Here is a 12,838-nt window from a genome sequence, read left to right on the forward strand (position 1 = left end):
TGCTACTGAGCTTTTTTGGAGGTTTTGATGTTTCTTATTACGAATTTAATGAAGAGATAAAGCATTAATAAAATGACTGCAATATCAATGGTAATAACAATGGATGAAAAAAAATCGATAAAAGTGCTCTTCTCTTCCAATCCTGCAGCAAGTTCTTTTCCTTCGGAATGCTGGAGGGTATCCGAAATACCAATTCCTACTTTCAGTGCGTAGTATGCAGCAAAATTAAGGGTTGTGAGGATTAGAGCCGCGATGATGATTTTAGGTTTTGAAAGTCTGAACATATTTTCGTTTGAGGATTTTCGTTTCGGGAAAAGTATTTTTTTCGGTGTGTTAAGATAATGAAATTTTCAATTTTTTTGATTTAATAGTTTTGTGGTGCGCTATTTATCATTGTAACCTTTAAACTCATTTCTGCAATAATTAATATTTCACAATTTTGCAGTGCTTTTTTTATGAATTTGGTTGAAAAAATCAATAAAAATTATTGCGCATCCATTTCTGACACTTGCGGAGCTTTCTGACGCTTGCGGAACCATTTCTGACAGTTGCGGAACCATTTCTACCACTTGAGGAACCATTTCTATTGGCTGCGAAACCATTTCTAAAGGCTGCGGGATCATTTCTTAGGGTTGCGGACGGAAAACTGAGATATGCGCCAAAAAAAATCCCCTTCAAAATAAATTGAAAGGGATTGTATAAGAATTTGCAAATTATCTTGCATTCAAATCAATATAATCGCGTTTTTGCGAGCCTTGATAAACCTGTCTCGGTCTTCCGATAGGGTCGTTGTGCAGACGCATTTCTTTCCATTGCGAGATCCATCCCGGCAGTCTTCCTAATGCGAACATTACGGTGAACATTTCGGTTGGAATTCCCAATGCTCTGTAAATGATTCCTGAATAGAAATCTACGTTTGGATACAATTTTCTGCTTACGAAATATTCATCTTCGAGTGCTACTCTTTCCAACTGCATTGCGATGTCCAGTGCTTTATCTTCAATTCCTAACGAGTTCAGGATGTCATCCGCCGCTTTTTTAATAATGGTAGCTCTAGGATCGAAGTTTTTGTAAACTCGGTGTCCAAAGCCCATCAAACGGAAGTTATCGTCTTTATTTTTCGCTTTCTCAACATATTTGGCAACGTCGCCGCCGTCTTTTTCGATCATTTCCAGCATCTCGATTACAGCCTGATTTGCGCCACCGTGAAGCGGACCCCAAAGTGCAGAAATACCCGCGGAAACTGAAGCAAAAAGACCTGTATGAGCGGAACCAACCATTCTTACGGTAGATGTAGAACAGTTTTGTTCGTGATCTGCGTGAAGGATTAATAATTTATCCAATGCTCCAACTACGACAGGATCCAATTCGAATTCTTCGTTTGGTCTGCGGAAACACATTTTGTAGAAATTCTCAACATAATTAAGACTGTTATCTCCGTGATTGATTGGTAAACCTAATTTTTTTCTGTAAGTCCAGGCACAAAGGTGTGAGAATTTAGCGATCAGCATTTCTGCTGCGTGATCTAAGTCTTCTTTAGAAGTTACATCAACTGCTTTTGGATTAAAAGCGGTAAGCGCTGAAGTAAGGGAAGACAAAACTCCCATTGGGTGCGCGGAACGCGGGAAAACATCGATAAGACGTTTCATTTCATCCGCAACGAAATTATATTTTTTGATTCCCTTTTCGAAACCCTGAAACTGGTCGTTTGTAGGTAATTCGCCGTGAAGCAAAAGATACATTACTTCGGTGAAGTTGGATTTTTCGGCAATCTGTTCGATTGGATAACCTCTGTAATACAGCTCGCCATTATCACCATCAAGATAGGTAATATCGCTTAATGTTGCTCCTGTGTTTTTGTATCCTAAATCTAATGTAATTAAACCAGTCTGGTCTCTAAGCTTTGAAATATCGATTCCTCTATCCCCGATAGTGCTATCTATAATGGGATATTCGAAAGATTTCCCGTCATAGTTCAATACAACTTTGTTATCTGACATTGTTTTTAATTTTTTACTAATTTATGAATATTGATAGAGAACGGCAAATGATTTTAGCCGTCCTCCATTTATTTTATCTATGATCTTTTTATTTTAAAAGCGTCCAAACCTGGGAATACTGCAGTTTCTCCCAAAGCTTCTTCGATTCTCAGTAACTGGTTGTATTTTGCCATTCTGTCGGAACGGGAAGCAGATCCTGTTTTGATCTGTCCACAGTTCATCGCTACTGCTAAATCAGCAATTGTAGAATCTTCCGTTTCTCCGGATCTGTGAGACATTACTGAAGTGAAACGGTTATGTTGCGCCATTTGAACAGCAGCCATGGTTTCAGAAAGAGAACCGATCTGGTTAACTTTTACCAATATAGAATTCGCGATTCCTTCGTTTACTCCTCTTGACAATCTTTCAACATTGGTTACAAAAAGGTCATCACCAACCAACTGTACTTTGTCACCGATTTTATCAGTTAACATTTTCCAGCCTTCCCAGTCGTTTTCCTGCATTCCGTCTTCGATGGAAATGATTGGATATTTGGCAGCAAGTTCCGCAAGATAAGAAACCTGCTCGCTGCTGCTGAACTGAGCTGCGTCCGGCGTCTGGAATTTTCTGTAATCGTAAATGCCGTCTTTATAAAATTCTGAAGCTGCACAGTCTAAAGCAATCATGACATCACCGCCCGGTTTGTAACCTGCTTTTTCAATAGCCTGAAGCAAAGTATCCAAAGCATCTTCAGTTCCGGTAAATGTAGGTGCAAAACCACCTTCGTCACCTACTGCAGTAGATAAACCTCTTGAATGAAGAATTGATTTAAGGCTGTGGAAAATCTCAGTACCTTTTCTTAGAGCGTGAGAGAAAGAATCAGCTTTTACCGGCATTACCATGAATTCCTGAAATGCGATAGGGGCATCTGAGTGAGAACCGCCATTGATGACGTTCATCATCGGAACGGGAAGTGTATTTGCGTTAACACCGCCAACATACTTGTAAAGCGGCATTTTCAATTCATTGGCAGCAGCTTTTGCAGCAGCAAGCGAAACACCGAGAATAGCGTTTGCTCCAAGATTTCCTTTATTTTTGGTCCCGTCAAGTTCGATCATAATCTGATCGATGAAATTCTGGTCATAAACCGGAAGTCCTACCAATTCGGGAGCGATTACTTCTCTTACATTTTCAACAGCCTTCAGGACCCCTTTTCCCATATAATCGGAACCGCCATCACGTAATTCTACTGCCTCATGTTCCCCTGTAGATGCTCCGGAAGGAACTGCAGCACGACCCATCGCGCCACTTTCTGTGAAAACATCCACTTCGATTGTAGGATTACCTCGGGAATCCAAAATCTGCCTTGCTTCAATGTAAGAAATGTAACTCATTGTTTAATTTTTTAACTTTTAATTTTGAATTACAAATTTAATGAAAATAGAACTATTTTTTGGGTTTCAGCACATGATTTTATTAATGTTTGCGTTAAATTTTAGTTAATTACGGCGGATATTTTAAGTTAAGAAAACTAATCGTAAATTTGATTGTAATAAAACAATCAGTTATGAAAAAAATAATTTATTTAGGCGCAATAGTGGCACTTTCAGCAAACTTCAGCTGCAAGAAATCCACAGAAGGAAACAAAAGTGTTATCGTCACCGAAAGTCAGGAGAAAGAATTAAATACGGAAAACGGGAAAACCGACAGTTCATATTCGAGTTCTACAGTAATCAAAGACGAAAAAGGCATTAATGAGGAACATACGGACCGCTACGTAGCAGAAGACGGATCTTCAGCGCTGGTGACTTTTAAAAACACCGGTAAAGAAAACACCATCAGCATCCGAAGCAATAATAAAACGATTTCAGCACCACGAAAGGCAGAAAAGGGAGAAGGAGTTTACGGTAATTATGATTTTCAGATCGTGTCGAAAAATGACAGCATAACGATTAGCCAGGGAAACAATATTATTAGGCTTAAAAAGGCGAGAAAATAGGTTTACTGCAGATTAAATAATTGAAACAGGAAAATAAAAAAGCCGTTCAAAAAAATTGAACGGCTTTTTATGTATAAAAAACTTTGGAGTATTACTCAGCAGTTTTTTCTTCTGTAGAATCAGCAGCTTCTGCTGTAGGCTCTTCAGTTTTAGCTTCAGCTTTTGGAGCTTCCTTTACTTCAGCAGCAACTGCCTCAGCTTTAGGAGCAGCAGCTCTTCTGCTTCTTCTTGTTACTTTTTTCTCTTCAGCATTCGGGTTGTAAAGTTCATTGAAATCTACAAGTTCGATCATTGCAGTATCTGCAGCATCGCCCGGTCTGAATCCAGTTTTGATGATTCTTGTGTAACCACCGTTTCTTTCTGCAATTTTAGGAGCAACTGTTCTGAATAATTCAGTAACTGCTTCTTTGCTTTGCAGGTAAGAGAAAACTGTTCTTCTGTTGTGAGTTGTATCTTCTTTCGCTTTTGTTAAGATAGGTTCAACATATACTCTTAAAGCTTTCGCTTTAGCAACAGTAGTGTTGATTCTTTTATGCTCAATAAGAGAACAAGCCATATTAGAAAGTAAGGCACTTCTGTGTGAAGCGGTTCTTCCTAAGTGATTGAATTTTTTACCGTGTCTCATTGTTTGTTATTTATCAGCGTCTAATTTATATTTAGCAACGTCGAAACCGAAGTTAAGACCTTTTGCATGCACTAATTCTTCTAATTCTGTTAAAGATTTTTTACCGAAATTTCTGAATTTCATCAAATCAGACTTTGTATAAGAAACCAGTTCTCCTAAAGTTTCCACTTCAGCAGCTTTCAAGCAGTTTAGCGCTCTTACAGAAAGATCCATATCTGTTAATTTAGATTTAAGGAGCTGTCTTGTATGTAAAGTTTCTTCGTCGTATTGGATGGATGCTTTTACGGCTTCAGTTTCCAGGGTAATTCTCTCATCGGAGAACAGCATGAAGTGATAGATTAATATCTTAGAAGCTTCAGTTAAAGCATTTTGAGGGCTGATGGAACCATCAGTTTCAATATCCAAAACAAGTTTTTCGTAGTCTGTTTTTTGCTCTACACGATAGTTTTCAACACTGTACTGCACTTTCTTGATCGGCGTAAAGATAGAGTCAATCGCAATGGTACCGATAGGAGCATTGTTGGATTTGTTTTGATCCGAAGGAACATAACCTCTTCCTTTTTCGATGTTGAATGTGATTTCAAATTTAACATCTTTATTAAGATTGCAGATCACCAATTCCGGATTCAAAACATCAAATCCCTGAATTGCTTTTCCTAAATCTCCTGCCGTCACAGTATTCTGTCCGGAAACTTTAGCAGTAACCACTTCTGCCGCAGCAGTTTCGGATTTAGCTTTAAGTCTTAACTGTTTGAGGTTCAGAACAATTTCTGTTACGTCTTCAATTACACCGGGAATCGTTGAAAATTCGTGCTCTACGCCTTCTATTTTGATAGAGGAAATAGCATATCCTTCAAGAGAAGAAAGCAATACTCTTCTCAAAGCATTACCGATGGTAAGTCCGAAACCTGGCTCTAATGGTCTGAATTCAAATTGACCTTTGAAATCATCAGAGTTAATAAGGATTACTTTATCGGGTTTAATAAATGTTAAAATTGCCATATAATTTGGGGTTGAGCAAAAATTTGAAAAAAATTATTTAGAGTAAAGTTCGACGATCAACTGTTCTTTGATATCTTCCGGGATTTGGATTCTCTCCGGAGCTGATACGAAAGTACCTTGTTTTGTTTCGTCGTTGAACTGTAACCACTCATAGTTTGCTTTAGAAGCCAATGAATCAGCGATTACCTCAAGAGATTTAGATTTTTCTCTTACTGCAACAACGTCTCCGGCTTTAAGCAAATAAGAAGGAATGTTTACTAATTCTCCATTTACTGTGATGTGTCTGTGAGAAACCAGCTGTCTTGCTCCTGCTCTTGTTTTACCAAAACCAAGCCTGTAAACAACATTGTCTAATCTAGATTCACATAACTGTAAAAGAACTTCACCAGTAACGCCTTTTGCTCTTTGCGCTTTTTCGTATAGGTTAGCAAATTGTCTTTCTAAAATACCGTAAGTATATTTAGCTTTCTGCTTTTCCATTAACTGAACAGCATACTCAGATTTCTTTGATCCTCTTCTTTTATTCACACCGTGTTGTCCCGGCGGTTGGTTTTTTCTTTTCTCGAAGTTTTTATCATCTCCGTAGATTGCAACACCAAATTTTCTTGCAATCTTAGTTTTAGGTCCAATATATCTTGCCATAATTCTTTAGATTTAAAGATTCAGGATTCAAGATTCAAGATTTCACAATTTTGAATTTCAAATTCTGAAAGTTCAATTGTTATACTCTTCTTCTTTTTGGTGGTCTACATCCGTTGTGTGGCATTGGAGTCACGTCAACGATTTCACTAACTTCAATACCTGAATTGTGAATAGTTCTGATTGCAGATTCTCTACCTGCACCAGGACCTTTCACAAACACCTTTACTCTTCTAAGCCCAGCTTCGTGCGCTACTGTAGAGCAATTTTCTGCAGCCATCTGAGCTGCGAAAGGAGTATTCTTTTTAGAACCTCTGAATCCCATTTTTCCGGCAGATGCCCAAGAGATTACTTCTCCGTTTTTATTCGTCAAAGAAATGATGATATTGTTGAATGATGCCTGGATGTGAGCTTCCCCAATCGCTTCAACTTTTACTTTTCTTTTTTTAACTACTTTAGTCTGTTTTGCCATAATTCTTACCGATTATTTACTTGCTTTTTTCTTGTTAGCAACAGTTTTTCTCTTTCCTTTTCGGGTTCTAGAATTGTTTTTTGTTCTCTGGCCTCTTAAAGGTAATCCTAGTCTGTGACGTATTCCTCGTTGGCAACCAATGTCCATCAATCGTTTGATGTTCAGTTGTGTTTCAGAACGCAATTCACCTTCTACTTTGATGTTTTCAGTGATGTAGTTTCTGATCAATGCCAATTCATCGTCATTCCATTCGTTGACTTTCTTGTCTTCGCTGATGCCGGCTGCTTTCAGGATTTCGGATGAAGTGCTTCTTCCGATTCCGTAGATGTAAGTTAAGCCGATAACGCCTCTTTTGTTTTTTGGTAAATCAATACCGGAAATTCTCGCCATAATTTAATTTTAGCCTTGTCTTTGTTTAAATTTTGGGTTTTTCTTGTTGATTACAAACAGAACGCCTTTTCTGCGAACGATTTTGCAATCAGCACTTCTTTTTTTGATAGATGCTCTAACTTTCATTTGTTTTGGTTTAATTTTCCAACGGTTAGATGAACTCCAAGTGATTCCACCCCCTTTTGTTTAAATATTTAAATGACTAATAAAACCGTTATGATTTTATTCGTTTTCTTATTATAATAATTTCCAGATCTCTCTGTAATTAGTATCTAAATGTGATTCTTCCTTTCGATAAATCGTAAGGAGAAAGTTCTAATTTTACCTTATCACCAGGTAAAAGTTTAATGTAGTGCATTCGCATTTTACCTGAGATATGAGCAATTAATACATGCCCATTCTCAAGTTCAACGCGGAACTGCGCATTCGAAAGAGCTTCCGTAATGACGCCGTCTTGTTCTATATGTTTCTGTTTAGCCATTTATCTGATTACAGGTTTGATGTTCTGGATAATTTCGATTGCATCAGGCCATCATAATGGTGGTTCAGCAAATACGTGTTGATTTGTTGAACAGTGTCCAGGATTACTCCCACCATAATTAACAGCGATGTACCCCCAAAAAAGAGGGCGAATCTATCCGTCTGAACAAACGCTCCGTGCACTATTGCCGGAAGGATTGCAAAGATAGCTAAAAACATTGATCCAGGCAAGGTAATTTTTGACAAAATATCATCGATATAATCTGCGGTCTCTTTACCGGGTCTTACTTTAGGAATCAATCCGCCATTTCTCTTTAAATCGTCTGCCATCTGATTCACCGGAATGGTGATCGCTGTATAGAAGAAAGAGAAAATAATAATTAACAATGCAAACAGTACATTGTACTGCCAGCTGAATACATTTTTGAATCCGGCAAGGAAGGTATTGGTCTCATCAACTTTCGTTAAAAGTCCCGGAACAAACATTAAAGCCTGGGCAAAAATGATCGGCATTACTCCCGAAGCATTCACTTTAAGTGGAATCCACTGTCTTGCACCCTGCATTAAATTTCTGTTTGCACCGCCTCTTGCCTGTGCTCTGCTTACATACTGAATAGGAATTTTTCTTACCGCAACCGATAGTACAATTGCCAAAAGAACTACGAGCATCCAGAATAACACTTCAATTAAAATCATGATCGTTCCTAAACCGCCTTTACCGGTTTGTGTAGCGATTTCCTGGATGAATGATCCCGGAAGATCTGCCAAGATCCCCACCATAATCAAGATTGAAATACCGTTTCCGATACCTTTATCCGTAATTTTCTCTCCTAACCACATTGCAAATACCGAACCTGCTACTAAAATTACGATGCTCGGAAGCCAGAACATAATGGAGTCCGGATGTACATAATATGCCGAAGCAAACTGCGCATGCGGCAGGAACATCTGTGTAATTGAAGTAAGGTAAGAAGGTGCCTGCACCAAACAAACTGCGATCGTTAACCATCTTGTAATCTGGTTCAAAGTATTTCTGCCGCTTTCACCATCTTTCTGAAGTTTCTGAAGATAAGGAATAGCCATACCCATCAGCTGAACGATGATGGATGCAGAAATATAAGGCATGATACCGAGAGCCATAATAGAAGCTCTACTGAATGCACCTCCCGTAAACGAAGAAAGCAACCCAAGAAGACCTGCTCCCTGCTTGTTGCCACCTTGGTTCTGGTAATGTTCCAAAAGATTCCCTACCTCGGCCATGTTGATGGCAGGTAGGGAAATATAAGATGCGAATCTATACACGAGGACCAATCCAAGGGTAAAAAGTATTTTCTCCCTAAGTTCTTTAAGACTCCAAATGTTTTTTAGTGTTTGTATAAATTCTTTCATTCCTAATAATTATAGAGTAATTGCTTTACCTCCTGCCTTCGAAATAGCTTCTTCTGCAGATTTCGTGAATTTGTGTGCAGAGATTGAAACTCCTGATTTCAATTCTCCTCTACCCATAATTTTCACGATCTCGCTTTTTTTAGCTAATCCGTTTTCCACTAAGATGTCTTTAGTGATTTCGGTGATGTTTTTCGCATCAGCCAAAAGTTGGATGGTATCAAGATTGATTGCTCTGTACTCTTTTCTGTTTACGTTGTTGAAACCGAATTTAGGAAGTCTTCTTTGCAAAGGCATCTGTCCACCTTCAAAACCGATCTTCTGAGAGTATCCGGCTCTGGCTTTCTGACCTTTGTGACCTTTTGCTGAAGTACCACCTTTTCCGCTTCCCTGTCCTCTACCAAGTCTTTTTGAATTGTGAGTTGCACCCGATGCAGGTCTTATATTATTTAAATTCATTATTTTAAAATTAAAGGTTAAGGTTAAGGCAGAGGTTGAGCTTTAACTCAACCTAATCCTTTTCCTAAAAATTATTTTTGAACTTCTACTAAATGACTTACCGCAGCTACCATACCTAAGATAGATGGTGTAGCTTCGTGTTCAACAACTTGGTGAAGTTTTTTCAATCCTAATGCTTCAAGCGTTCTTTTTTGGGTTTTAGTTCTACCAATAGCGCTTTTTACTTGTTTTACTGAGATTTTTGCCATTGTTTTATATTAACCGTTAAACACTTTACTTAATGAAACACCTCTTAATTTTGCGATGTCTTCAGGTCTTCTGATATCCAACAATGCTTTGAAAGTAGCTTTCACTACATTGTGCGGGTTAGAAGAACCTTTAGATTTTGACAAAATATCGTGTACCCCTGCAGACTCCAATACCGCTCTTACCGCACCACCGGCGATTAGCCCGGTACCGTGGGAAGCTGGTCTAAGATAGATATCAGCACCACCGTATCTTGCAGAAGACTGGTGAGGGATGGTATGATTGATAACAGGAACTTTTACTAAATTTTTCTTTGCATCTTCTACTGCTTTTGCAATAGCTGAAGCAACTTCTTTAGATTTACCTAAACCGAAACCTACAGTTCCAGCTTCGTCTCCTACAACAACGATTGCAGAAAATCCGAAAGCACGTCCCCCTTTGGTTACTTTGGTAACTCTGTTTACTGAAACGAGACGATCTTTAAGTTCTAATCCTCCCGGTTTTACTTTTTCTATATTATCTAGTCCTAACATATTTTCCGAAATTTAATGATTAGAATTTTAGTCCGCCTTCTCTCGCACCGTCAGCAAGAGCTTTCACTCTTCCGTGGTATACGAAACCGTTTCTGTCGAACACTATATTTTCAATACCTGCAGCTTTAGCTTTTTCAGCGATTGCTTTACCAACTTCAGCAGAGATTTCAACTTTATTGCCTTTTGCGTTCAGACTTCTTGAGGAAGCAGATGCTAAAGTTTTACCGTCTTTATCGTCGATTAATTGCGCGTAAATTTCTTTATTACTTTTGTAAACAGATAATCTTGGCAATTCTGAAGAACCTGAGATTTTTCCTCTCACTCTTCTTTTAATTCTATTTCTTTTTTCTAATTTGCTTAGTGCCATTTTCTTAAGTTTTAAAATTAAGCAGATTTACCAGCTTTACGTCTAACAATTTCTCCAACGAATCTAACTCCTTTTCCTTTGTACGGTTCAGGTTTTCTGAAAGATCTGATCTTAGCAGCTACCATCCCAAGAAGTTGTTTGTCGTATGAAGACAAAGTAATAATAGGGTTTTTACCTTTTTCAGATAAAGTATCTAAAGTAATTTCTTTTGGAAGATCCATCACGATACCGTGGGAGAATCCTAAAGCCATATCCAGTCTGTTACCTTGGTGTGAAGCTCTGTATCCTACCCCTACCAATTCCAGTTTTTTTGTAAAACCTTCGGCAGTTCCCTGGATCATGTTATTGATTAACGCTCTATAAAGACCGTGTAATGCTTTGTGTTGTTTTGATTCGGACGGTCTTTCTAAAGTAAGTATTCCGTCTTCTTGTTTTAGAGTGATTCCTTCACTGATCTGCTGTGTAAGTTCTCCTTTCGGTCCTTTCACAGTTACCAAACCGTCTTTTTCGGTTACGGTAACATTAGCGGGAATTTCTATAATTGATTTACCAATTCTTGACATTTTCCTTTGATTAAAAATTAATAAACATAGCAGATTACTTCTCCACCAACTTTTTCTTGTCTGGCTTTTTTATCTGTCATTACTCCTTTTGAAGTTGAGATAATAGCCACTCCCAAACCGTTCAATACTCTTGGCAGTTCCTCAGAACCTTTGTATTGTCTCAAACCTGGTCTAGACGCTCTTTGGATCGACTTGATTGCTGGTTTGTTAGTTTGTTTGTCATACTTTAAAGCGATTTTGATATTTCCCTGAACAGCGTGATCTTCGAACTTATAGTTCAAGATATAACCCTGGTCAAACAAAATTTTCGTAATCTCCTTTTTGATTTTCGATGCAGGAATGTCCACCACTTTATGGCCTGCGCTTTGTGCGTTCCTTACTCTGGTTAGGAAATCTGAAATTGGATCTGTTACCATTTTTCTATTTTAAATTATTGGTTTATGACAGTTAGTTTTGTTTCTGGTGCTTCGCTTTTAGCTGGGCTGGTCGCTCGTCACCAGGAACAACTTTACTGTCTCGATTATTCTAAATTGTTACCAACTAGCTTTTTTAACACCTGGGATAAGACCTTTGTTGGCCATTTCTCTGAAAGTAACTCTGGAAAGTCCGAAAGTTCTCATGTATCCTCTTGGTCTTCCTGTTAATTTACATCTGTTGTGTAATCTTACAGGGGAAGCGTCTTTAGGCAATAACTGAAGTGCTGCGTAATCTCCGGCTTCTTTCAAAGCTTTTCTTTTCTCAGCATATTTTGCTACTGTAGCTTCTCTTTTGCGCTCACGCGCTTTCATTGATTCTTTAGCCATCTTTTAATTCTTTTTAAAAGGCATACCAAAATGCGTTAATAATGCTTTTGCTTCTTTGTCAGTTTTCGCGGTTGTAACGAAAGTAATGTCCATCCCCTGGATTTTTTTTACTTTGTCGATTACGATCTCTGGGAAAATGATCTGCTCAGTGATTCCTAAGTTGTAATTTCCTCTTCCGTCGAAACCGTCAGCTTTGATACCAGAGAAATCTCTGATTCGCGGTAAAGCTGAAGAAGTAAGTCTGTCTAAGAACTCATACATTTGATTAGCTCTTAAAGTTACTCTTGCTCCTACAGGCATTCCTTTTCTTAGTTTAAAGGCTGCTTCATCTTTTTTAGATAAAGTTCCTACTGCTTTTTGACCGGTGATTGCTGTAAGTTCTTCGATTGCATAATCCACAATTTTTTTATCGGCTGTAGCAGCTCCTAAACCTTGTGAAATAACGATTTTTTCTAATTTAGGTACCTGCATAACAGATTTGTACCCAAATTCTTCCATCATCGCAGGAACAATCTTTTCTTTATATATTTTCTTTGGTCTTACTATATATTCCATCGTCTTTTATAATTATAAAGTTTCCCCGGTTGTTTTAGCAACTCTTACTTTTTTATCACCTTCCACTTTTACTCCTGTTTTGGTAGCTTTACCGTTTTTGTCGATCAATGCTACGTTAGAAATATGGATAGATGCTTCTTTCTCTACAATTCCGCCCTGTGGGTTTCCTGCTGATGGCTTGGTATGTTTTTTAACGATATTTAAACCTGCAACAATTACTCTTGCGTCTTTGCCTTCTTTTCTGATCACTTCAATAACTTCACCTTTTTTACCTTTAATTTCTTTCTTACCGGTAGTGATGATTACGTTATCTCCTCTTTTGATTTTTAACTTTGTCATT

At 38.1% G+C, this 12,838-nt stretch carries 21 protein-coding genes; 1 reads left to right on the forward strand and 20 read right to left on the reverse strand.

All coding sequences use genetic code 11. From position 1 onward, the window contains the following. Positions 1-2 precede the first annotated feature (2 nt). From KSK37_RS08900 to eno, 3 genes are all read right to left on the reverse strand, one after another. The gene (locus KSK37_RS08900) at positions 3-284 is read right to left on the reverse strand and encodes a hypothetical protein (protein WP_217200956.1); all 282 of its coding nucleotides are present in this window, start codon (positions 282-284) and stop codon (positions 3-5) included. Positions 285-713: 429 nt separating this feature from the next. Then, positions 714-2,000 (reverse strand): citrate synthase, encoded by a 1,287-nt coding sequence (locus KSK37_RS08905; RefSeq protein ID WP_088358779.1) that lies wholly within the window; start codon positions 1,998-2,000, stop codon positions 714-716. A gap of 77 nt (positions 2,001-2,077) precedes the next feature. After that, positions 2,078-3,373 carry a phosphopyruvate hydratase gene (gene eno, locus KSK37_RS08910; RefSeq protein ID WP_217200958.1) on the reverse strand — a complete coding sequence of 432 codons (1,296 nt, stop codon included), beginning with the start codon at positions 3,371-3,373 and terminating at the stop codon, positions 2,078-2,080. Positions 3,374-3,546: 173 nt separating this feature from the next. On the opposite strand from eno, the gene KSK37_RS08915 reads away from it, so the two are divergent. After that, a complete protein-coding gene (locus KSK37_RS08915) occupies positions 3,547-3,978 on the forward strand; it encodes a hypothetical protein (RefSeq protein ID WP_217200960.1) in 432 nt (143 codons plus the stop codon). 91 nt (positions 3,979-4,069) lie between these two features. Here the strand turns inward: KSK37_RS08915 and rplQ are convergent, their stop codons facing one another. The 17 genes from rplQ to rplX form a co-directional block, all read right to left on the reverse strand. Next, positions 4,070-4,603 (reverse strand): 50S ribosomal protein L17, encoded by a 534-nt coding sequence (rplQ, locus tag KSK37_RS08920; protein ID WP_088358782.1) that lies wholly within the window; start codon positions 4,601-4,603, stop codon positions 4,070-4,072. Between the two features lie 6 nt (positions 4,604-4,609). Beyond that, a complete protein-coding gene (locus KSK37_RS08925; protein ID WP_217200962.1) occupies positions 4,610-5,605 on the reverse strand; it encodes a DNA-directed RNA polymerase subunit alpha in 996 nt (331 codons plus the stop codon). A 33-nt stretch (positions 5,606-5,638) separates the two neighbouring features. Then, on the reverse strand, positions 5,639-6,247 hold the full coding sequence (rpsD, locus tag KSK37_RS08930) for a 30S ribosomal protein S4 (RefSeq protein ID WP_088358784.1): 609 nt from the start codon (positions 6,245-6,247) through the stop codon (positions 5,639-5,641). 79 nt (positions 6,248-6,326) lie between these two features. Then, positions 6,327-6,716 carry a 30S ribosomal protein S11 gene (gene rpsK, locus KSK37_RS08935; RefSeq protein WP_088358785.1) on the reverse strand — a complete coding sequence of 130 codons (390 nt, stop codon included), beginning with the start codon at positions 6,714-6,716 and terminating at the stop codon, positions 6,327-6,329. A 12-nt stretch (positions 6,717-6,728) separates the two neighbouring features. Continuing rightward, entirely contained in the window at positions 6,729-7,106 is a 378-nt protein-coding gene (gene rpsM, locus KSK37_RS08940; protein ID WP_055041710.1) for a 30S ribosomal protein S13, read from the reverse strand. A gap of 9 nt (positions 7,107-7,115) precedes the next feature. Continuing rightward, a complete protein-coding gene (gene rpmJ / locus KSK37_RS08945; RefSeq protein WP_007839480.1) occupies positions 7,116-7,232 on the reverse strand; it encodes a 50S ribosomal protein L36 in 117 nt (38 codons plus the stop codon). 139 nt (positions 7,233-7,371) lie between these two features. Beyond that, complete coding sequence (gene infA, locus KSK37_RS08950) at positions 7,372-7,587, reverse strand: translation initiation factor IF-1 (protein WP_031503426.1); 216 nt, start codon at positions 7,585-7,587, stop codon at positions 7,372-7,374. A gap of 8 nt (positions 7,588-7,595) precedes the next feature. Further along, positions 7,596-8,975 (reverse strand): preprotein translocase subunit SecY, encoded by a 1,380-nt coding sequence (gene secY / locus KSK37_RS08955; RefSeq protein ID WP_088358786.1) that lies wholly within the window; start codon positions 8,973-8,975, stop codon positions 7,596-7,598. A 9-nt stretch (positions 8,976-8,984) separates the two neighbouring features. Beyond that, a complete protein-coding gene (gene rplO / locus KSK37_RS08960; RefSeq protein ID WP_088358787.1) occupies positions 8,985-9,431 on the reverse strand; it encodes a 50S ribosomal protein L15 in 447 nt (148 codons plus the stop codon). Positions 9,432-9,502: 71 nt separating this feature from the next. After that, positions 9,503-9,679 carry a 50S ribosomal protein L30 gene (gene rpmD, locus KSK37_RS08965; protein WP_031503420.1) on the reverse strand — a complete coding sequence of 59 codons (177 nt, stop codon included), beginning with the start codon at positions 9,677-9,679 and terminating at the stop codon, positions 9,503-9,505. Between the two features lie 9 nt (positions 9,680-9,688). Further along, positions 9,689-10,210 carry a 30S ribosomal protein S5 gene (gene rpsE, locus KSK37_RS08970; protein WP_088358788.1) on the reverse strand — a complete coding sequence of 174 codons (522 nt, stop codon included), beginning with the start codon at positions 10,208-10,210 and terminating at the stop codon, positions 9,689-9,691. Positions 10,211-10,229: 19 nt separating this feature from the next. Continuing rightward, positions 10,230-10,577 carry a 50S ribosomal protein L18 gene (gene rplR, locus KSK37_RS08975; protein WP_088358789.1) on the reverse strand — a complete coding sequence of 116 codons (348 nt, stop codon included), beginning with the start codon at positions 10,575-10,577 and terminating at the stop codon, positions 10,230-10,232. Between the two features lie 17 nt (positions 10,578-10,594). After that, a complete protein-coding gene (gene rplF / locus KSK37_RS08980; protein WP_088358790.1) occupies positions 10,595-11,140 on the reverse strand; it encodes a 50S ribosomal protein L6 in 546 nt (181 codons plus the stop codon). Between the two features lie 17 nt (positions 11,141-11,157). After that, positions 11,158-11,556, reverse strand: coding sequence for a 30S ribosomal protein S8 (gene rpsH, locus KSK37_RS08985; protein WP_088358791.1), 399 nt, complete (start codon positions 11,554-11,556; stop codon positions 11,158-11,160). 117 nt (positions 11,557-11,673) lie between these two features. Next, positions 11,674-11,943, reverse strand: coding sequence for a 30S ribosomal protein S14 (gene rpsN / locus KSK37_RS08990; protein WP_088358792.1), 270 nt, complete (start codon positions 11,941-11,943; stop codon positions 11,674-11,676). A 3-nt stretch (positions 11,944-11,946) separates the two neighbouring features. Next, positions 11,947-12,498 (reverse strand): 50S ribosomal protein L5, encoded by a 552-nt coding sequence (gene rplE, locus KSK37_RS08995; protein WP_088358793.1) that lies wholly within the window; start codon positions 12,496-12,498, stop codon positions 11,947-11,949. A gap of 12 nt (positions 12,499-12,510) precedes the next feature. Beyond that, positions 12,511-12,837 carry a 50S ribosomal protein L24 gene (gene rplX / locus KSK37_RS09000; RefSeq protein WP_088358794.1) on the reverse strand — a complete coding sequence of 109 codons (327 nt, stop codon included), beginning with the start codon at positions 12,835-12,837 and terminating at the stop codon, positions 12,511-12,513. Position 12,838 lies beyond the last annotated feature (1 nt).

The sequence above is a fragment of the Kaistella soli genome, from assembly GCF_019038595.1.
Taxonomy (GTDB): domain Bacteria; phylum Bacteroidota; class Bacteroidia; order Flavobacteriales; family Weeksellaceae; genus Kaistella; species Kaistella soli.

Coding starts and splice junctions, on each gene's coding strand:
- rpmD (WP_031503420.1), bottom strand. CDS start 9,679: ATGGCAAAAATCTCAGTAAAACAAGTAAAAAGCGCTATTGGTAGAACT.
- rplE (WP_088358793.1), bottom strand. CDS start 12,498: ATGGAATATATAGTAAGACCAAAGAAAATATATAAAGAAAAGATTGTT.
- rpsD (WP_088358784.1), bottom strand. CDS start 6,247: ATGGCAAGATATATTGGACCTAAAACTAAGATTGCAAGAAAATTTGGT.
- rpsE (WP_088358788.1), bottom strand. CDS start 10,210: ATGTTAGGACTAGATAATATAGAAAAAGTAAAACCGGGAGGATTAGAA.
- secY (WP_088358786.1), bottom strand. CDS start 8,975: ATGAAAGAATTTATACAAACACTAAAAAACATTTGGAGTCTTAAAGAA.
- rplR (WP_088358789.1), bottom strand. CDS start 10,577: ATGGCACTAAGCAAATTAGAAAAAAGAAATAGAATTAAAAGAAGAGTG.
- rplX (WP_088358794.1), bottom strand. CDS start 12,837: ATGACAAAGTTAAAAATCAAAAGAGGAGATAACGTAATCATCACTACC.
- eno (WP_217200958.1), bottom strand. CDS start 3,373: ATGAGTTACATTTCTTACATTGAAGCAAGGCAGATTTTGGATTCCCGA.
- rplQ (WP_088358782.1), bottom strand. CDS start 4,603: ATGAGACACGGTAAAAAATTCAATCACTTAGGAAGAACCGCTTCACAC.
- rplO (WP_088358787.1), bottom strand. CDS start 9,431: ATGAATTTAAATAATATAAGACCTGCATCGGGTGCAACTCACAATTCA.
- rpsM (WP_055041710.1), bottom strand. CDS start 7,106: ATGGCGAGAATTTCCGGTATTGATTTACCAAAAAACAAAAGAGGCGTT.
- KSK37_RS08900 (WP_217200956.1), bottom strand. CDS start 284: ATGTTCAGACTTTCAAAACCTAAAATCATCATCGCGGCTCTAATCCTC.
- infA (WP_031503426.1), bottom strand. CDS start 7,587: ATGGCTAAACAGAAACATATAGAACAAGACGGCGTCATTACGGAAGCT.
- rpmJ (WP_007839480.1), bottom strand. CDS start 7,232: ATGAAAGTTAGAGCATCTATCAAAAAAAGAAGTGCTGATTGCAAAATC.
- rpsN (WP_088358792.1), bottom strand. CDS start 11,943: ATGGCTAAAGAATCAATGAAAGCGCGTGAGCGCAAAAGAGAAGCTACA.
- KSK37_RS08925 (WP_217200962.1), bottom strand. CDS start 5,605: ATGGCAATTTTAACATTTATTAAACCCGATAAAGTAATCCTTATTAAC.
- rplF (WP_088358790.1), bottom strand. CDS start 11,140: ATGTCAAGAATTGGTAAATCAATTATAGAAATTCCCGCTAATGTTACC.
- rpsH (WP_088358791.1), bottom strand. CDS start 11,556: ATGGTAACAGATCCAATTTCAGATTTCCTAACCAGAGTAAGGAACGCA.
- rpsK (WP_088358785.1), bottom strand. CDS start 6,716: ATGGCAAAACAGACTAAAGTAGTTAAAAAAAGAAAAGTAAAAGTTGAA.
- KSK37_RS08905 (WP_088358779.1), bottom strand. CDS start 2,000: ATGTCAGATAACAAAGTTGTATTGAACTATGACGGGAAATCTTTCGAA.
- KSK37_RS08915 (WP_217200960.1), top strand. CDS start 3,547: ATGAAAAAAATAATTTATTTAGGCGCAATAGTGGCACTTTCAGCAAAC.